Source organism: Nocardia sp. NPDC003693 (genome assembly GCF_053981095.1).
In genome coordinates, this window is the sequence record NZ_JBSFNO010000010.1 from 73,984 (window position 1) to 93,808 (window position 19,825).

Here is a 19,825-nt window from a genome sequence, read left to right on the forward strand (position 1 = left end):
CCGAGGTCTACCCGGGCCGGGCACACCGGCGACCGCGCGTCCGAAAGACACTGGGGTCAGTCGATCTCGGCTGTCAGAGGCAGCTCGTCGACCGAGGTGCCGAGGTGCAGGGTGAAGGCGCCCGGCTCGACGGCCCAGCCGTTCTCCGTCCAGTGTTCGAAGGCCCGCGCGGGCACGTCGACCGTGGCGGTGACGGACTCGCCGGGCCCCGCGGTCACCGCGGTGAAGGCGGCGAGCCAGCGGACCGGGCGATCGACCGCGCTGCCGGGGCGGGACAGGTACGCCTGCACGACCTGGCGGCCGGGCCGGTCGCCGGTGTTGCGCACGGTGACGGTCGCGGTCCGGCCGGTGACCGCGAGGTCCGACAGCGCCCACGTGGTGTAGCCCAGGCCGTGCCCGAACGGATAGGCCGGGGCCACACCGGATTTCAGCCAGGCCCGGTAGCCGATGTGGATTCCCTCGGTGTAGGGCAGGGTGTTGTCGGCGGCGGGCTTCGTGTCCACCACCGGCACATCGGCCAGCGTCCGGGGCCAGGTGGTGGGCAGGCGGCCGCCGGGTTCGGCCGCGCCGGTGAGCACGTCGGCCAGCGCCGCGCCGAACTCCTGTCCGGGGAACCAGGTCAGCAGCACCGCGGCGACCTCGTCCCGCCACGGGAGTTCCACGGGCGCACCCGAATTCACCACCACGATGGTGCGCGGATTGACCGCGGCGACGGCCGAGACCAGTTCGTTCTGCCGGCCGGGCAGGTCCAGGTTCTTGCGGTCGAAGCCCTCGGATTCGATCTGCTCGGTGGTGCCGACCAACACGACCGCGACCTCACTGGTGCGCGCCAGCTCCACGGCCGCGGCGAACTCCTCGTCGGCTGCGCGGCGCGGGCGGCCCACCGCGTAGGTGATGCCCATGGCGGGCAGTCCCTGCGCGAGGGCGGGCGCGAGCCGGATGCGCACCTCGACCTGCTCGCCCTCCGTGAGCTCGCGGGTCACGAAGCGCTGCGGCGGATTCAGCAGCAGCTCGACCGGATCGCTGCCCTCGGGCAGCACGGTCTCCTCGAGCACCGTCTCGCCGTCGATCTCCAGGCGCAGCGCACCCACCCCGGCGAACCCGATCCGCCACTCCCCCGCCATGTCGGCGCGCAGCCGGCCGGTGAGCTCGAAGGCGTCGGCGCGCTGGGCATTCGGATTGCCGAAGAGCATGAGGTTGCCAGCGGTCCGGTGCTCGGTCTCGAGGATCGTCTCGCCCTCGAGATAGCGCAGCGACAGTCCGGGGGTACCGGTCTCGGGATCGGTGACCAGGTGCAGCGGAACCGGGATCAGGTGATCGCTCAGATGCACACCCGGGGTGTACCGCACCGGCAGCACGTCCGACAGCCCCTGCAGTGGCGAGGTCGTGTGCCCCGGAATCACGGTGGCGCTGCCGCCGCCCATGAAGCGCGGTTCGGCGGCGGCCGCACCGAGCAGGGCGACGGTGGCCGGCTTGCCGAGCGGCAGCGTGCCGTCGTTGCGGGCCAGCACCATGGCCTTGGCGGCGGCCGCGCGCACCAGTCGCTGCGCGGCCTCGTCGGTGAACGCGGGCGGAACGACCGGCTCGTCGGTCAGCGCGCCGACCCGGGTGGCGAATCGCAGTATGCGGCGGACCTTCTCGTCGATCGCGGCCTCGGGCACCTCGCCCGCGCGCACCGCCGCGAGCAGCGGCGCGCCCCACAGATCCCAGGGCCCGGGCATGGCGATATCGGTGCCCGCGGCCGCGCCGGCGGTACTGCGCACGGCGGTCCAGTCCGAGACGACGACGCCGTCGAATCCCCATTCGCCCTTCAAAGGCTCTGCCAGCAGCGGGTTCTCGGTCATGGTGACGCCGTTGACCGAGTTGTAGGCGTCCATGATCATCCACGCGCCCGCGCCGACCGCCCGCTCGAACGGGTACAGGTACAGCTCGCGCAGGGTGCGGTCGTCGGCGATGACGTCGGCGGTGAAGCGCTCGGTCTCGGAGTCGTTGGCCACGTAGTGTTTCGGGCACGCGCTCACCCCGTGCGCCTGCACGGCGGACACGTAGGCGGCGGCCATCTCCCCGGTCAGCACCGGATCCTCGGAGAAGCACTCGAAATGCCTGCCGCCGAGCGGTGATCGGTGCAGATTGATGGTCGGGCCCAGCACCGCGTACACGTTCTTGCGGCGCGCCTCGGCCGCGATGAGCGCGCCGATCTCGCCGAGCAGTTCCCGGTCCCAGGTCGCGGCCAGCGCGGTGCCCGAGGGCAGGCTCACCGACGGATCGCGCTCGTCCCACAGCTCCCCGCGCACCCCCGACGGGCCGTCCGACACCGGCATCTCGGCCAGCCCGATGCTCTCCTCGCCCGCGAATCGGAAGACCCCCGAGCCCGAGACGAGCCGGATCTTGGCCTCCAGATCCAGCTTGGCGAGCAGGTCGTCGATGCCGTCGTTCATGCCTGTACCTCCCAGAAGATCGAGGGTTCGCGCCGGGTGTCGGCGTATCGGCCGCCGCGGTTCGCGCGGCCCGGTCCCGCCGACCCGAGTGTGCCAGCGCCCCGCCGGCCTACCGAGCGGACACTAGGTAAAGTTACCGTTTCATGATCCTTGGCGATTCGGGCAGCTCCCGGCCACACACTAGTGTCCGTGCTCATGAGTCCCCATCCCCAACGCCGCAGACGGGGCGAGGACCGGCGCGAGCAGATCATCGACGAGGCCCTGAAAACCTTCGCCGACAACGGATATCGCCACGCCTCGATCGCCGAGATAGCCACGCGCTGCGGGCTGTCGCAGCCCGGCCTGCTGCACTACTTCCCCACCAAGGCCGCGCTGCTCTCGGCCGTCCTGGACCAGCGCGACCGCCTCGACTACGAACGACTCGGGTTCGAGCGCCGCCCGCGCGGCATCGCGGCACTGGACCGCCTGGCCCAACTGGTCGAGCACAACGCGCACGTCCCCGGCCTGGTGCGACTGTTCACCGTGGTCACCGGCGAGGCAGTCACCGCCGACCATCCCGCCCGCGACTGGGTGGTGCAGCGCTACCGCACGGTCGAGGCCTTCCTCGCGGGCGCCCTGGACGACGGCATCGCCGACGGCGACATCCGCGCCGATGTCGACACCCTCGCCCTCGCCCGGCAGATCCTGGCCATGATGGACGGGTTACAGCTGCAGTGGCTGCTCGCCCCGGACCGGGTGGACATGGGACGGCTCTTCCGCGCGTACATCGGCGAGGTCACCGCCCACATCTCGGCCTGAATGCGCTACAGTTCGGACACCGCACCCGCGTGGCGCACGCCACTAGAACGCGTTATAGTTCTGTCCATTTGCCAAGGGTGGACGGTGACTCCGTTCGGAAGGTGGGCGACGCGACGATGCGAACCTGGGACACTTCGGCCGATGTGGTCGTCGTCGGATACGGCGGGGCCGGCGTGGCCGCCGCGCTGGCGGCGCGCGAAACCGGTGCGGAGGTTCTGGCCATCGACCGGTACATCGGCGGCGGCGCGACGGTGCTGTCCGGCGGCATCGTCTACGCGGGCGGCGGCACCTGGGTGCAGCGCGCGGCCGGTGTCGAGGACGATGTCGACAACATGCTGGCCTACCTGCGCGCCGAGGTCGGCGACGCGGTGAGCGAGCAGACGCTGCGCCGTTTCTGCGAGGGTTCGGCGAGCATGATCGACTGGATGACCGGGCACGGCGTCCCGTTCGACCCGTCGCTGTGCCCGTACAAGACCTCCTACCCGACCGATGATCACTACCTGTACTACTCCGGCAGCGAGAACTCCGGCGGCTTCCGCGAATTGGCGCGGCCGAGCCAGCGCGGGCATCGCGCGCACGGTCGCGGCGTCTCGGGCAAGAAGATCTTCCAGCCGCTGGCCGCGTCCGCCGCCAAGCGCGGGGTCCGGGCCCAGACCGCCACGCGGGCAACGGGACTCATCGTCGAGGACGGGCGCGTGGTCGGCGTTCACGCCACCACCCTGGCCGACGCGCCGCCCAAGATCCTGCGCCGCTTCCGGCTGCTGTCCAAGATCTCCGCCAAACCCGGTGTGTACCACCCGGGTCTGCGCAAAGCCGTTCAGGCGCAACTGGATCGGCTCGAGCGGCGCTACGGCAATCCCATTCGCATCCAGGCTCGCTCGGGCGTCATCGTCACCACCGGCGGCTTCGTCGCCAACGGCGACATGGTGAACAAGCACGCCCCGGACTACCCGTGGGCCGAGGGCCTGCCGCTGGGCACCGCCGGCGACGACGGCAGCGGCATCGCCATGGCACAGGAGATCGGCGCGGCCACCGGCAAGATGGACGCGATGTCGACGTGGCGCTTCATCGCGCCGCCGAGCGCGTTCTTCGGTTCCATCGCCGTCGACGCCAACGGCCAGCGCATGATCGACGAGTCCCGGTACGGCGCGGCGCTGGGCGCCGCCATCGCCACCAGCCCGGGCAATCGCGCCTGGCTGCTGCTGGACGCCGACCTGGAGGCCGAAGCGCGCCGCCAGCTCGGCCCGCAGTCGGTGTGGTTCCAGCGCATGCAGTCCGAGCGACTGCTGCGCGTGGGCCGGGTGAGCGGCAACACCATCGAGGAGGTCGCCGCCCGCGCCGGTATCGAACCGGCCGCGTTGCGCAAGACCGTCGACGCCCACAATCGCGCCATCACCGCGAATCTGCCGGACCCCATGGGCAAACCCGCCGACATCCGGCGTTCCCTGGTCGCGGGACCCTTTGCGCTGCTGGACATTTCGTTCAAGGCACGGCTGAGCTACCCGATGCCCATGCTCACCCTGGGCGGGCTGCTGGTCGACGAGGACACCGGGGCGGTGCGCACCGAGGACGGCGGCACCATCCCCGGTCTGTTCGCGGCCGGGCGCGCGGCCGTCGGCGTCTGCTCGAACTCCTACGTCAGCGGTCTCTCGATCGCGGACTGCGTGTTCTCCGGACGCCGCGCGGGCGCGCACGCGGTGCGACTCGCGGCGGAGCCGGCACAGGCCCAACTCGGCTGAGTTCGGCCGCGACTCAGCTCGGCGGATTCTCCCCGTGGATCACGCCGAAACGGGCACCGAAGGGGTCGGACAGCTTGGCGAAGCGTCCGGCCCCGGCCATGGTGACCGCCGGTGAGCGCACCGCGCCGCCGAGTTCGAGCGCCTTGGCCACGACCGCGTCCACATCCTCGACCTCGAAGTAGGTCAGCCAGTACGGCCCGCCGGCCGCCTCCACCGGATCGCTGTTCAACGGGACGATGCCCGCGAACATCTCGTCCGGTCCCTGGTCGGCCGGGTTGATCGTGGTGTATGCGCCCTCGGGCATGTCCATGGTGGTGAAGTCGTGGCCGAAGACCGCGTTGTAGAACGGCTGCGCGCCCGCGTCGTCACCGGTGTACAGCTCGAGCCAGCTCAGCGAACCGGGCGTATTGACCGCTTCGAGGCCGGCCATGTCCCCCGGCTGCCAGGAGGCGAAGACGACGCCCGCGGGATCGGTGTACACCGCCATCCGGCCCAGGCTGCCCACGTCCATGGGCGGGGCGAGGACGGTGCCGCCGTTCGCGGCGACGGCCTTGGCGGTGGTGTCGCTGTCGGGCGACTGGAAGTAGACGGTCCAGCCCGGCTCGCCCTGATCCGCGGTGACCTGCATGGCGCCGCCGACCGCCTTGCCGTCCACCAGGAATTGGCTGTAGCCGCCGAATTCCGGGCCGCCGGGCGCGAAGGTCCAGCCCAGCAGTCCGGTGTAGAAATCGGCGGCGGCCCGCAGGTCCGGCGTGGACACGTCTATCCAGTTGGGGGATCCGGTGACGAAACGGGTGGTGAGCATAGGAAACTCCTTTGCGGTCCGGTTCTGGTCCGGTACCGAGTCTGCTCCCGATCCCCGCGTCCGGTGGTCGATTCGACCTGGTTGCGGCGATTCACCGGATCTGTTTAACGACCGTTCACCCGGATTCCCGGGCGGCACCGGCAGCCCGGAATCGATGGACCAGTCCGGAATGTGCTCGACGATGCCCAGCACCTCGAGCAGGTTGTCGGCGGTGTCCAGGAGTTGACGTTCGGTGTGCTCGCCGGTGAGGAAGAACCGCAGCCGCTCGGTGCCCGCCGGCACCACCGGGGACAGGATCGCCCCGGCGTTGAATCCGCGCTGCAGCATGGCGGTGGCGGCGTAGCCCGCCCGCACCTCGCCGGGCACGATGACCGGCACGATAGGGGTGGCCTGGGACTCGGCGAGGTTCATGCCGCGCTCGCGCAGCGCGGTGCTGAACACGCGGGCATTGGTCCACAGCCGCTCGAGGCGATCGGGTTCGGCGGCCATGACGTCGAACCCGGCCAGGACGGCGGCCACGTTCGAGGGTGAGGGCCCGGCGGTGTACAGCGCCATCCCCGGCGCCGCGTACTTGATCGCGCGCACCAGATCGGCGTCACCGGCGATGAATCCGCCGGTGCTGCCCATGGCCTTGGACAGGCTGCCCGCCCAGATGTCGACGAGATCGCCCGCGATGCCGAAGTGTTCGGGGCTGCCCAGTCCGTTCGGGCCGAGCACCCCGAGCGCGTGTGCCTCGTCCACCAGGACAGCGCAGTCGTAATGCCGTGCCACCTCGGCTATTTCGGCGATCCTGCCCAGATCGCCGTCCATGCTGTAGTGCCCCTCGATGATCACCAGTGCCCGGTCGAACCGATGCCGCGAGGACCGCAGCAGCGCCCGCAGGGCCTCGGGATCGTTGTGCCGGAACGTGACCCGGCGGCATCCGGCCCACCGCGTGCCCGCGACCAGGCTGGCGTGCGCCAGCGAATCGCACACCGCCACATCGCCTTCCCCGAGCAGGAACCCGATGACCGCGGCGTTGGTCAGGAAGCCGCTGGAGGTGACCAGCGCCCCGCCGACCCCGTAGACGTCGGCCAGGAAGTCCTCGAGCTGGGCGTAGAGCGGGATCTCCCCGGTGACGATGCGGGTCGCCGAGGCCGAGGTGCCGTAGCGCTCGGCCGCGGCGTTGGCGGCGGCGACGACCCGGGGATGCTGGGCCAGCTCGAGATAGTTGTAGGAGCTGAAGTTGACCAGTTCCCTACCGCCGGAATGGATCACCGCGCCGTTGGGCCCGTCCGGGGACAGAAACAGCGGGTGCGGCAGCCCCGTCACGTCGACCAGTTCCTGAATGGCGGCCTGCTTGCGCAATGCGGCGACGACCTCGGGATGGTCGGCGAACTGCCGGCCCGGCCCGCGCCGGGTTCGCGCCTGGGCCCGGGGCGGATTCACCGGTGGCCGTGCGGGTCCCGCGTCCCCGCGATTGCCCGCGAGCAGTCGCCGGGCGATGTCGCGGTCGTCGGTGGTCATACGCGCGCCTCCCGTGCCGTGCCGTCCGCGCCGACGATGATGTCGGCGATCCGCGCCCCCGCCTGGGCCAGGCTGAACGAGCGGCCCAGCTGCATGCTGTTCATCTCGACGCCCAGGGTCTTGGTCACCAGCGCGCCGAATTCCACCGCCATGAGCGAATCGAGCCCGAGTTCGGGCAGCGGCACATCCAGGTCGATGGAGTCCGCGGCGACGCCCATGACCTCGGCGAGCTGTTCGGCCAGCACATAGCCCACGACCGATGCGCGCTGCGCGTCCTCGAGCGCCCCGATCTGCCGGCGCAGCCCGGCCGCGGCCGAATCGTCTTGCGCGGCGGCCGCGATCAGGTCGGCCACGCGCGCGGTGTACGCCGCCTGCGGGGCCGCCAGCACGACCTTGCCCCACTCCACCGGGATGATCGCGGCCTGACGCACGCCCAACCGCAGTGCCTCGCCCAGGTATTCGGTGCCCTCGTCCATGTCGATGGTGTCGAACCCGGTGATGCGCAGATACCGCTGCACGGTCTCGTCGGCCTCGACCATGCCGCCGCCGGACATCGCGCCCCAGCCGATGCACAGCACCCGTTGCCCGCGCCGGGCCAGCAGTTCGGTGAAGGCCTGCAGCGCGAGATTGGCCGCGGTGTAGGAGTACTGGCCGATGCCGCCCATGATGGCGCTGCCGGAGGAGAAGAGCACGAACACGTCGAGCTGCGCCCCGGCGGCGGTCACGGCGTCGTGGATCGCCCGGGCCCCAGCGAGTTTCGGCCGGAACACCGCGTCGAGGCTGGCCCGGTCCATGGTGCCGATGCGCTGGTCGTCCAGGATGCCCGCGGCGTGGAAGACGCCGCGCAACGGCAGGTCCGGGGTGTGGGCGCGCCGCACCAGCGCCGCCATGGCCGCGGGATCGGTGATGTCGGCGCGTTCCCGAGTGACCTCGATGCCCTCGGAGGCCCACGCCGCCAGCTGTTCCCGGGCCATCTCGGTACTCGCGCCGCTGCGGCCGACGAGCACGAGATGCCGTGCGCCCCGGCCGATCAGCCACCGGCCGGTGGCCAGGCCGAAGGCGCCGAAGCCACCGGTGACGAGGTAGCGCCCGGCCGCGGTGATCGGCACGTCCGCGTACGCCGGCCGCACCGGCGGGCGCTCGGTGCCCAGATGCAGTGCGATACGGCCGATTCGGGTGGAGCGCAGCGCCTCCTCGAACGCGCCCGCCACCTGGCCGGTGGCGAACGACTCGTACGGCAGCGGCCGGTACTCCCCGGTTCCCATCTTCTCGTTCACGGCCGCGACCCGGCCCATGACCTCCGCGCGCCGCAGTTTCAGCATGCGGTCCAGGTCGAAGGAGTAGTAGGCGACGTTCTTGTCGAAGTTGCGCATGTCGAGCACGCCGCCCGCGTAGATGTCGGCCTTGCCGATCTCCACGATGCGGCCGAATTCCGCTACGGCCTTGAAGTTCTGGTGCACGATCTCCCCGGGCGCGGTGCTGAGCACGATGTCCGCGCCGCGGCCACCGGTCAGGGCGAGCACGTCCTCGACGAAATTGAGCGACCGCGAATCCAGGACCTCGTCCGCGCCCTGTGCCAGCACGTAGGCGCGGCGCTCGTCGGTGCTCGCGGTGCCGATCACCGTGGCGCCGTGCAGTTTCGCCACCTGCACGGCCAGGCTGCCGACGCCGCCCGCCGCGCCGTGCACCAGCACGGTCTCGCCCGGGCGCACCCGCGCCAGGTCCAGCAGGGCGTATTCGGCGGTGACCATGGAGACGGTCGAGGTGCACAGTTCGGGCCGGATGCTCGCGGCCGTGGTGCCGACGAGCTCGGCGGTGGTGACGTGGTAGCGCTCCATCATGCCGGGCGAGGCGAGGCCCACCCGGTCCCCGACCCGGAATCGCTGTTCCCCGGGGCCGACGCGCACCACGGTGCCCGCACCTTCCATACCCGGCGAGGTGCCGAAAGCCGTTGCCGCGAGCTCGTTCTCGCCCAGCACGCCGAGGATCTTGAGCGGATCCTTGAAGCCGAGGCCGATGGCCTCCATCCGCACCTCGATCTCCCCCGGTCCGGGCGCCCGGCGCGGGGCGGCGCGCCAGCCGAGCTGGGACAGCAGCCGCGATTTCGGGATGTCGAGGGCGAAGTTGGCTTCCGGGTCGGTCAGCGGTTCGGGCTGATCCAGGGCCGCGAGGCGGTCGGGCAGCGCCCGCGTGACCACGGTGGACCAGCGCAGGCCGTTGCGCAGGAACACCTCCTCGCTGTAGTCGCCCGAAAAAGCCCCGGGGACAGCGAGTTCGGCGGCGAGTTCGTCCTCGGTGGTGTCGGGCTCGATGTCGATGAGCCGCCACCCCAGCGCGGGCTGCTCGTTGAGCAGCACCCGGCGCGCGCCCGCCAGCCCGGCGTGATCGGGATCGGGTTCGGCCGGATCCTCCGGGTGGGCGAAGGCGCGCTGGGTGACGAGCGTCGCGTGGATCGAGCCGTCGCCGGTGAGCGGCAGCGGTTCGGGGTGCACGCTGTCGGAGAACGCTTCCACGACCAGGGCCAGCCGGCTGAGCAGCCAGAGCGCGTCCGTGGCGGCGGCGTCCCCGGACACGAAGCACACGTGGATCCGGGCCACGCCCGGGGTGCCGTACGCCTCGTGCAGGGCGTCGAGCAGGGTGTGCTCGGCGTCGGCCGCGGCGGTGTCGATGACGAAGCTGCCCGGAACCGATCGGATGATCTGTTCGATCCGGCCCGTGGTCACCGCGCCCAGCGGCGCCAGGATCGTGCGGGCGTTCTCCGCCGGCGCCATCGCCGACCGGTCCAGGGGATCGCGCAGGGTCCAGCGTTCCTCGTAGTAGAGCCCTTCCAGCCGCCGCAGCAGGCCGCCGCCGAACGGGACGGCCTGGAAACGCGCACCGGTGATCTCCAGCACCGGGGTGTGGTCCGCGTCCAGGACCAGGACATCGGCGTGCAGTGGGCCGGTGAGCCGGGCCACGACCACGACCTCGGCCGGGATCGGGGCGTAGTGCCGCACGATGTCCGCGCCGACGGGGATGACCGCGCCGTCGTGGGCCGGGCCGCCGGTATCGCCGAGCGAGACGACCTGCCAGGCGGCGTCCAGGACGCAGGGATGCGCGAGATGCCTGGAGCCCGCGCCGATTCCGCCGTCGATATGGGCGACGACGGTGTCCCCGGCCGCCCAGGCGCGGCGGACGAGCCGGAAGGACGGCCCGTGCTCGACGCCGGTGGCGGACAGGTCCGCGTACAGCGTGGCCGGGTCGATCGCGGTCATGGAATCGGTGTGCGGCACATCGGCTTTGCCGGGATCGAACGCGCCCTCTACCAGCCGGCCGGTGGCGTGCACGGTCCAGGTCGTGCCGGTCGCGGTGCGGGAGCGGATGGTGAAGCGGCGGGTGGCCTGCTCCACGGTCAGTTCCATGACCGGCACGTCACCGGCCCCGATGACCAGCGGCGCGATGAAACGCACCTGTTCGATCGCCGGTGCGCCCCGGTCGAATTCGAGGGCGGCCGCGCTCAGGGCCGCGTCGAGGTAGGCCGCGCCGGGCAGGATGCGGACGCCGTCCACGACGTGATCGTCCAGCCAGGGCAGGACCCCGGCGGCGAGGTCCAGGGTCCAGCGCCGCTCGACCAGCAGGTCCGGATCCCCCAGCATGGTCGGTATGTCGGCCGTGCCGTGGCGGTGCTGCGCGCCGAGCGGCAGGTCCGCGCGCAGGCGGGTGCGCTGCCACGGGTAACGCGGCAACGGCAGGTGCGCTGCCGGTGTGGCGCCGACGAGCGCGTCGATGTCGAGTGCGCCCGCGGCGTACAGTCCGGCGACGAGCTGCCGCAGGCTCACCGGGTCGGGCTGCGTGCGCTGCAGGGTGGGGACCGTCGCGCCCTTCTCCCCCGCCGCGATCAGGATCTCGCGAATGTTCGCGCCCAGCACGGGATGCGGGCCCACCTCCACGAAGACCCGGTGCCCGGCGCCGACGAGCGCGCGGGTGGCGTCGGCGAAGCGCACGGGCTCGCGGACGTTCGCGCACCAGTAGTCCGCATCCCAGTCGCCGTCGGTGACGCGCGCGCCGGTGACGGTGGAGTACAGCGGAATCGTCGGCGGCCGCGGCGTCAGGTCGGCCAGCGCGGCGCGCAGTTCGTCCAGGACGGGATCCATGAGAACGCTGTGGTACGGAACCTCGACGCGCAGCCGCTTCGCGAATCCCCCCTGCTCGGTGAGGTATTCGGCGATCGCGTCGAGGCGGTCGCGGTCGCCGGACAGCGTGCAGGCGGTGGGGCTGTTCACCGCCGCGATGTCGACGGCGGTATCGCCGTTCAGCAGTGCGGCCGCCTCGTCGGCGGAGAGTCCGACGGCGAGCATGCCGCCGGTGCCCGCCGTGCGGGCCTGCAGTCGCGCGCGGTGGTAGGCCACGGTCACGGCTTCGGGCAGGGTCAGCACGCCGGTGACATAGGCGGCCGAGACCTCCCCCACGCTGTGCCCGACCACGGCTGCCGGTGTGATGCCCAGGGCGGCAAGGGTTTCGAAGAGCGCCACCTGCACGAGGAAGTTCGCCGGCTGTGCGACCTCGGTGCTGGTCACCCGCGATCGCGCCTCGGGCCTGACCAGCTCGTCCAGGATGGACCAGCCCGCCACGGCGATGAACGCGTCATCGATCCGCCGCGCGGCGGCGGCGAACAGCTCATGGGTGGCGAGCAGGTCACGGCCCATGCCGAACCACTGCGGGCCCATACCGGTGAAGACGAAGACGGGTGCGCCGGCGGCGACGACGCGGGTGGCGTCACGCCCCGCGCCCGTCGCGAAACTCCGCAGTTCGTCGAGCAGTTCGGCGTCCGAGTCGAACGGGACGCCGCGACGATACGAGTGGTGGTTGCGCCGCGTCCACGCGGCCGCGGCGATATCACGCACCGCCGCACCGGATTCGATGAGATCGGCATAGGACCCGGCCAGCTCCCGCACCGCGCGTTCACCGCGCGCGGACAGCGGCAGCACCCCGTGGTTCGGGACCGCCCGGCCGCCGTCGCCGGTCGCGATGTGCCCCTGCAGAATCGCGTGCGCGTTGGTGCCGCCGTAGCCGAAGCCGTTGACGGCCACCGTCATCGGGCCCGCGTCCGCGTCCAGCGTCCGCGCCTCGGATTGGATGGCCAGCCGCAGCTCGTCCAGTGCGAGATCGGGATTGGGTTCGGTGTCGAGCCAGCCCTGCGGCGGCAGGGTGCGGTGGAAGACCGCCAGCGCCGATTTGATGACGCTCGCGATGCCCGCGGCGGCCTCGGTGTGCCCGAGCGTGGCCTTGAGCGATCCGACGCCCAGCGCCGCGGTGCGGCCTTCGACCACCCCGTACGCCCGCCCGATCGCCCTGAGCTCCAGCGGATCTCCCACCGGCGTCCCGGTGCCGTGCGCCTCGACGTAATCGATCAGATGGGGAGCGACGCCCGCGCGGCGGCAGACGGCGCGCGCCAGGGCCTCCTGGGCGTCGGCGTTGGGCACGGTGATGGCGGTGGTGCGCCCGTCCTGGTTCGAACCGGTGGCCTTGACCACCGCGTACACCCGGTCGCCGTCGCGCTCAGCATCGGCGAGCCGCTTGAGCACGACCATGCCCGCGCCCTCGCCGCGCCCGTAGCCGTCGGCGGACGCGCCGAAGGACTTGCTGCGCCCGTCCTCGGCGAGGAAGCCGCCCTTGCACATGGAGATGAAGGTGCCCGGCTGCAGCATGAGATTCACCCCGCCCGCGAGCGCGGTCTCGCAGTCGCCGTTCTCCAGCGCGCGGCAGGCCAGGTGCAGGGCCACCAGCGAGGACGAGCAGGCGGTGTCGACGGTGATACTGGGCCCGCCGAGGTTGAGCGCGTAGGAGATTCGATTGGAGAGCATCGTGTACGAGGTGCCCGCCGAGGAGTGCATGTCGATGTGCGCCACCGCCTCGCCGGTGAATCCGACCGCGAGCTGATCGAGGGTGAACGCGCCGACGTAGACCCCGACCGAGGCGCCCGCGCTGCGCCCGGCGGCCCCGGCGTCGTCCAGGGCCTCCCAGGCGACCTCGAGGATCAGCCGCTGCTGCGGGTCCATGGCGGTGGCCTCGCGCGGTGAGATGCCGAAGAAGTCCGGGTCGAAGGCCCAGGGGTCGCCGGTTAGGAAGGCCGCGCGGGTGGTGTACATGCGGCCCGGGGCGCGCCGATCCGGGTCGTAGAAGCGCCGGGTGTCCCAGCGGTCGGCCGGGATCTCGGTGATGGCGTCTCGTTTGCCGACGACGAAGTCCCAGAACGATTCCGGCGAGTCGATGCCGCCCGCGTACCTGCACCCGATGCCGACGATCGCGATGTCCGACAAGGAAGCCCGCTCCTCACAGTGTGTAGCTCGATGTTCTCGCCCGGATTGCTCCCGGGAGTTGGAATTAGTTCCTGTACAAGGCGATTCACCCATTGCGCAGACTCGACGGCAGCCACATCATGACGTTGATCAGCGGCCCCGAGCGCCCGAGCCGGATCGTGCCCAGCCGCTGCGCGCCGAACAGCTCGTAGTAGCCGACGTTCCCGTCCTTGCACAGGCACAGCGCGGGCACGGCCGCCTTCTCGATCTCGGCGATGGCGAACCCCAGCAGCGCCGCCCCGACCCCGGAGTTCTGCCGGTGCGGGTCCACGCCCAGGGTGACCCCGAAACAGTGCGGCAGCCCGGGGGCTATGTTGGCGATGGCGGAATCCACCGCGAGCACGCGCAGCCCGCCCGCACCCATGGCCCAGGTGAATTCCGGAATCGAGGCGAGGTAGCGCAGCGGGCCGAACCGGTAGCCCGGCGGCTTCCACAGCATGCCGCCGGCCACGACGCCGTCGAGGGTGGCCACGTGCGCGCCGCCCAGGGGCAGGTACTGGTGCCGGATCATGGCCCGGGTCAGCCGGGGCTGTGCCCGCGCCCGCTTCGCCGGGTCGGGAAACATGTACTCCCCGAAGGGATCATCGGTGCCGAAGGCCCGGTCCAGGGCGGCGGTCAGCGCGGGAACATCGCTCCGGACGGCCGGTCGAATCTCTATGTCCTGCAGTGTTTTCGGCATGGTGAAACCTTCGGTCCCGCGGTGGTGTGGTTCGTCCGATGCCGGGCAGCCCCGGCGGACGAGGTGACGCTCGGGCTGTCGCGCCCGGCTACTCGCGCTGATCCGGCGCGGGGACGCGGGCGGTGGGCCGCATCATGAGCGCGTGTTCCGGTGCGCCCACGAAGGACATCTGGCGGCGCACCGGTCCGGGCGTCGCGAGGTCGAGCCGGAAGCGCTGGGCGATGATTGCCATGGTGAGCACCGCTTCCATGGTGGCGAAACCCTGTGCGATGCAGACTCTCTTGCCCGCACTGAAGGCGAGTGAGGCGTGCCGGTGGTCGGCGGTCATGTTCTCCGGCAGGTACCGGTTCGGGTCGAACTTCTCGGCGGCCGCCCAGACGCGGCCGTTGTAGTGCACCCCGTGCAGGCTCACCACGACGGTCGTGCCCGCGGTGACCAGGTAGCCGGCGAGGACGTCGTCCTGCTTGGCGACGCGGGTGAGCCCGATGATGGGCGGGTAGATGCGCATGGCCTCGGAGAAGATCGCCTTACACCAGACCAGCTTGTCGATGTCGGCGGCGGTGGGCAGCCGGCCGGCCAGGACGCTGTCGAGTTCCTCGTGCAGCCGTTCGCGCGCCCAGGGGTTTTCCGCAAGCAGGTCCCACACCCAGGTCAGCGCGGTCGCGCTGGTCTCCATCCCCGCGCCGATGAAGGTCATGAGCTCGTCGCGGATCTCGGTGTCGCTGTACCGGTGCCCGGTCTCGGCGTCGGTGGCGGCCATGAGCAGGCCGATCAGGTTGTCCTTCCCCGCGATCCGCCCCGCGCGGTGATCGGCGATGAGCGAGTCGACCGCCGCCTCGATCCCGCGCAGTTCGACCATGAGATGCGGAGCGGACACCCAGGTCAGCGCGCGCATGGCCCGGATGGGCAGCCGCGACCCGATGCGCTTGTCCGGGTCCTTCTCGGTGTGCTTGACGACCCACGTCGACAGCTTGCGCAGCAGCCGGCTCAGCCCCGAGGCGAATCCGACCCCGTAGAACTTCAGCAGATTACTGAGGTTGATCTTGTGGATCGGCCCGGACAGGTCGGTCCCGAACATGGTGCGCGCCACGATATCCAGCATGAGCCGGTTCATCTCGGACCCGATGTCGATGGCACTCCCCTGCCGCGCCACGGCATCGATACGGTCCGCGGTGTCCAGCACCGCCGCGGTCATCGGCTCGGCGAACGCGTCGATGGCGCTGCGCGAGAAGATGGGCCGCACGAGCCGCTGGTTCCGCAGATACCGCCGCTCGTCCATGTCGGTGACCAGCCCCTGCCCGAACGTCACCGCCATCATGTCGTACTCCGCACTCTTGGCGTAGTTGTCCTGGTTGGACACCAACACCCGCCGCGCCAGCTCCGGACTCCGCACGATGACGTACTTCAAAAAGGGCAACCGAGCGACCATGACGTCGTCCGCCCCCGGCAACTCAGCCGCCAGGTAGTGCACGAGCGTCCGGTCCCGCCACCGCTTCCCCATCCCGAAAGCCAGCCGCCACGATTCCCCCCACCCGATCCGGGTCCCGTGCCACCGCATAGGCGCCGGCAACCACCGCGGCGGATACAACTCGGTACCACCCCGAGCAGAGGCCATAACCCACCCTCCACATCCCGAATCTCGTTGACCCCGTATGGGTTCCCAGAATGCTACCGCACAGTAATGGGGTTCGCAGCTTGGAATGTGAGCGCGGGCCATCCGCGGTGTACCCACACCGAGAAACTGGCACCCACCTGCCGATGTTCCCCAATAACTAGGGTCTACCCCCGCTCCCAGGTCCGTGCTTCGGAGCCAGATTTCCCATCTCCAGCCGAAACCACAGCATAGTTTCCCCAGATCCCCGCACCACGCAACACATTTCAATCCCCACCACCCCCTGCGGTCCGCTTCCCGCCGGCCGCCGTCCCCGCGCCCCAATCCGCCCACCCATCCCGTTTTGTACCAACCGCCCACCCCCTCCCCGGAATGACGAACACGCCCACAACCAGCCGATTTGGAGTTTGAGGGGGGTCCTGATGTACTCTCATCAAGCACAAAGCGCAGCGGAGTGCAACGGGCTGTGGCGCAGCTTGGTAGCGCACTTGACTGGGGGTCAAGTGGTCGCAGGTTCAAATCCTGTCAGCCCGACGCAAGAAAATCCCCTCCGACCTGGTCGGAGGGGATTTTTGCATTCTCAGACAACATGAAGTTGGGGACCACGTGGGGACCGTAGGTGCTGCGAGAGCCGCTGACCATCCTCCTGGAGCGACCTCATGTCCGGATGCAGGTACCGCTGAGTGATCCGGGGATCGGTGTGTCGGGCGATGCGCTGGAGCAAATGAACCGGAACGCCAGCATCGGCAAACCAGGGCAACCTCGTGTGCCAGAGATCGTGCCGACGCAGGTGCTCGAACCCGAGCCGGTCCACGACGTCGCCCCAAAGTGTCACTCGCCGAAGAACTCCCATCGAGACCCTGCCGCCCCGCGGACCACAGAACACCCGCGCATCAGCCTTGTCGGCGATGCCCGCGAGCCGACGCGCAAGCATCGGCCGCAGTTCCTCGATGATCGGAATCGACTCCGCCCGCTTCCCTTTCGAATCAGCGGTTGGTGCGGCCTGGCGGGCGTGGTCGTTGAAGCGCGCCTACCCGGCCGGTTGGGTGCGCACGCTTGGAAGCATGATCGTGGCGATGGACGTGACACCATGCCAGTACAGCTGCGGATAATGAGCGGCAGGGCTGTCCGCACGTCCCCTCACCTCGATGCGTATAGGGCCAAATCGTTGTACATATCCAGGTTTCAGGAGCCAGATTCCAGCCGCACTTTCCTCAGCGCCGAGGCGGCATACTTTTTGCGGTTTGACAAGGATGCATCTTGAAAATCAATGGCTTCGGGCTCAGCTTCGGAGACGCCACTTGCAAGCCACTGTTCACGAGGGATAAGAAACTCAAATTCCGATAATTCAAACCTATGGAATTCTATTCTGTCGCCAATTACACCCGTACCAAGGTTCATCGCACGTGACATTGAAACGAATCGGGCAGCCACATCGAGCACGGAAAGGTCGCCTACCGTAAGGAGACCTTGAACCTTGGCGTGCAGTTCCGACCATAGATCACTATCCAAATAGTGAAAGAAGCTTAGGATACTATACCCGTGACCATTGATCGATTCATTGGACAGGTCGGCAACGCATATTTCTGCCACTTCTTTTCGAATCCCCCTCGTCGCTGCGACAACCTTGTCGTGCGATACGGTAGGAAGTTCTATCGGCCGAGACAAGACTCCGACGGTTATCAGCAATCCGAAATCAGCTCGATATTTATCGGCGGCGATCTCGCCGTCTCTCGAAGATAGAGATGATATTGCGTGACCAATAAGTGCATAGATTACATGCGACCATCTGCCGAATATCAATTCGCGCTCGACATTGTCGTCAGGGATCGATCGCGTAATGAGCGCAGCAGCGTCCAAGCACTGAGATGGCGGAGCGGCTGCAACAACATCTAAACTTTGGACAATTTTACCGCGCAAGAGCCTCCGCATCGGCTCGTCTTGCGCTTCTAAACATTGGCGTATCAGGGATGACTCGCTCCACTCTCCATTTTCGACGAGAAATTTCAGCTCGTCCCGCACATCAGCGTCGCTCAGATCGCCGATAGGAATGCGAAATGCAAAGTATCGGTCGAAATGCGTATCATTCCGTATGCCGCAAATCGGTTCGCGGGATGCTACATAAAAGCTCTTCGGGCTCGGGATCTCGTAGAACATTGCGCAGAGTATGCGGTAAACGCTCTCAACCTCGCTGGCATCCGATATCAGCCCCATGGCCTTGGCGATAACTTCCTGCCACGATTTTCTCCTATCGTCATCGGAAGGTGTACTACCACCCAGCCAATGCGTCGGGTAGCTGGCACCCACCAGATCTTTCCGCCAGCGAGGCAGCGCACTGTAGACGTCGGGAAATTCGAGCCGAATGAACGTAACTAGAACCGCATCGACGAAATCGACATTAGTTCCACCAATAAGAGAAAGTAGTATGTCAACCTGGTTGCAAAGTCGATACACCGACCGCAAAGTCAAATGCTGACCAGAAAGAAGGGAGAAGATCGTATCAAAGTCTTCTGGACTGATAGTTTCTTCATTCAAGTCGGTTAGAATCAAACTAACCCCGCACCGCTTAGCCGTAGCTAGTAGATGCGCATGGAGCTCGTTCGCGAGGTGGACTTGCTGGATCGGGGGCAGGGCGAATGGGAACTGGACAATCTTTTCCAGGTATTTCCTTGCACGATTGGGCTTCTGGTTCGAGATATCCGTACCCGTCAACACATCGATGACAGTTTGTTCATCATAGGACAGGAGATAATGCACACTGTCAAAACGCCCGAGTAGCCGAACTGCTTTCATTACCGAAAGCAGTTCATCCGAGTGAAGCCTATCCACGTCATCAACGACAACGAGCACATTTTTACCAGCACTCTTTACAGCTTCTGACACCTTGTTGAAACGATCGATAAACGGATCGGGTTCATCGGCTGCTTGAAACTCCCCCGCTTTATCTGCAATTGCATCGGAAACAGCCGCTGTAGCGTCCTTTACGAATCCATCACCCAAATGCTTATCCATGAGCGACTTTGCTCCAGCCTTGAGTACCGCCGAAAGCGCGGGGGCCGCCGCCGCAAGCAGCTTCCTTGCAGCGTCTCCTTTTTCTCCGCTCGGCATAGCCGATGCAATAACTCTGTAGAACTCTTCGGTTAGCGTGTACGTATCACCGGCTGACCATGGCGTGAAGTATACAACTGCCCATTCGCCCTCGGTCCTAGCGCATATCGCCTGGTCGATCATCTTGAGGACTGAGGTTTTGCCGCTTCCCCAAGGTCCTGTGAGGCCGAATACAACACTTGGCCCCACCCCAGCTTTCATAATGCGCTCAGCAACGCTTGTCGCGAACTCGGCTCGGTCAAGGCGGTCCTCCGCCATCGTCTGGATCTCACGGTCGGCAGCCGCAGATGCGTCGACAGTCTGTTCGTGATTCACCTGACCGTTGTCGCATCCCAAACACTCATTGTTACAACGGGTCCACAAGCCTTGACTCGCTGCTATCAGCACCGGATGCGACCTGGTTTCCGGCAGCCAGCCGGAACCGCCAGCGCCAGCGCGTAGAACTGCTGCACTTGGGACCACAGGTAATGCACTCGACCACGCGACAAGCACGTTGGAGACGGCAGCCCCCACTCGCGGTATGTACAACGTGCGCGAATGTCAACCGGTGTCAGCTGGGGTCCAGTGGCCGCAGGTTCAAATCCTGTCAGCCCGACGCAAGAAGATCCTCTCCGACCTGGCCGGACGGGCTTGTTGCGTTCTCAGATGACATGAAGGCGGGGACCACGTGGGGCCATAGGTGCTGAGAGAGCCGCTGCCGCCCACCTGGAGCGACCCTGTCCGGATGCAGGTAACCGCTGGGTAATCTGGGGATCGGTGTGCCTGGCGATGCGTTGATGCCGATGCGCGGGAACGCCAGTAC

The 19,825-nt window shown here is 68.2% G+C and carries 8 protein-coding genes, 1 tRNA gene and 1 pseudogene; 3 read left to right on the forward strand and 7 right to left on the reverse strand.

Translation table 11 applies throughout. The features are described 5' to 3' along the window. Window positions 1-56: 56 nt before the first annotated feature. The gene (locus ACWDOP_RS13940) at window positions 57-2,438 is read right to left on the reverse strand and encodes a beta-glucosidase (RefSeq protein WP_456345358.1); all 2,382 of its coding nucleotides are present in this window, start codon (window positions 2,436-2,438) and stop codon (window positions 57-59) included. Window positions 2,439-2,633: 195 nt separating this feature from the next. Between ACWDOP_RS13940 and ACWDOP_RS13945 the strand changes: the two genes are divergently transcribed. Further along, entirely contained in the window at window positions 2,634-3,236 is a 603-nt protein-coding gene (locus tag ACWDOP_RS13945; RefSeq protein WP_456345359.1) for a TetR/AcrR family transcriptional regulator, read from the forward strand. 101 nt (window positions 3,237-3,337) lie between these two features. Next, the gene (locus ACWDOP_RS13950; protein WP_456345360.1) at window positions 3,338-4,975 is read left to right on the forward strand and encodes an FAD-binding protein; all 1,638 of its coding nucleotides are present in this window, start codon (window positions 3,338-3,340) and stop codon (window positions 4,973-4,975) included. Between the two features lie 13 nt (window positions 4,976-4,988). Here ACWDOP_RS13950 and ACWDOP_RS13955 read toward each other — a convergent pair whose 3' ends face one another. The 4 genes from ACWDOP_RS13955 to ACWDOP_RS13970 form a co-directional block, all read right to left on the reverse strand. Beyond that, entirely contained in the window at window positions 4,989-7,286 is a 2,298-nt protein-coding gene (locus tag ACWDOP_RS13955) for an aminotransferase class I/II-fold pyridoxal phosphate-dependent enzyme (protein ID WP_456345361.1), read from the reverse strand. Further along, window positions 7,283-13,585 carry an SDR family NAD(P)-dependent oxidoreductase gene (locus tag ACWDOP_RS13960; protein ID WP_456345362.1) on the reverse strand — a complete coding sequence of 2,101 codons (6,303 nt, stop codon included), beginning with the start codon at window positions 13,583-13,585 and terminating at the stop codon, window positions 7,283-7,285. The genes ACWDOP_RS13955 and ACWDOP_RS13960 overlap by 4 nt, the downstream gene beginning before the upstream one ends. 85 nt (window positions 13,586-13,670) lie before the next feature. Further along, window positions 13,671-14,303 (reverse strand): GNAT family N-acetyltransferase, encoded by a 633-nt coding sequence (locus tag ACWDOP_RS13965; protein ID WP_456345363.1) that lies wholly within the window; start codon window positions 14,301-14,303, stop codon window positions 13,671-13,673. Between the two features lie 88 nt (window positions 14,304-14,391). Continuing rightward, window positions 14,392-15,804: a cytochrome P450 gene (locus ACWDOP_RS13970; RefSeq protein WP_456345364.1), complete on the reverse strand. Its 1,413-nt coding sequence runs from the start codon at window positions 15,802-15,804 to the stop codon at window positions 14,392-14,394. Between the two features lie 571 nt (window positions 15,805-16,375). On the opposite strand from ACWDOP_RS13970, the gene ACWDOP_RS13975 reads away from it, so the two are divergent. Further along, window positions 16,376-16,449: transfer RNA gene (locus tag ACWDOP_RS13975), tRNA-Pro, on the forward strand. Between the two features lie 46 nt (window positions 16,450-16,495). Here ACWDOP_RS13975 and ACWDOP_RS13980 read toward each other — a convergent pair. Both ACWDOP_RS13980 and ACWDOP_RS13985 read right to left on the reverse strand, forming a co-directional pair. Continuing rightward, window positions 16,496-16,894, reverse strand: a pseudogene (locus ACWDOP_RS13980) (tyrosine-type recombinase/integrase); the annotation flags it as partial. A gap of 206 nt (window positions 16,895-17,100) precedes the next feature. After that, window positions 17,101-19,338 carry a KAP family P-loop NTPase fold protein gene (locus ACWDOP_RS13985; RefSeq protein WP_456345365.1) on the reverse strand — a complete coding sequence of 746 codons (2,238 nt, stop codon included), beginning with the start codon at window positions 19,336-19,338 and terminating at the stop codon, window positions 17,101-17,103. Window positions 19,339-19,825 lie beyond the last annotated feature (487 nt).

What these genes read in the sequence shown, in the direction of transcription:
- ACWDOP_RS13955 (WP_456345361.1), bottom strand. Translation starts at nt 7,286, where the DNA reads ATGACCACCGACGACCGCGACATCGCCCGGCGACTGCTCGCGGGCAAT.
- ACWDOP_RS13965 (WP_456345363.1), bottom strand. Translation starts at nt 14,303, where the DNA reads ATGCCGAAAACACTGCAGGACATAGAGATTCGACCGGCCGTCCGGAGC.
- ACWDOP_RS13940 (WP_456345358.1), bottom strand. Translation starts at nt 2,438, where the DNA reads ATGAACGACGGCATCGACGACCTGCTCGCCAAGCTGGATCTGGAGGCC.
- ACWDOP_RS13945 (WP_456345359.1), top strand. Translation starts at nt 2,634, where the DNA reads ATGAGTCCCCATCCCCAACGCCGCAGACGGGGCGAGGACCGGCGCGAG.
- ACWDOP_RS13970 (WP_456345364.1), bottom strand. Translation starts at nt 15,804, where the DNA reads ATGGGGAAGCGGTGGCGGGACCGGACGCTCGTGCACTACCTGGCGGCT.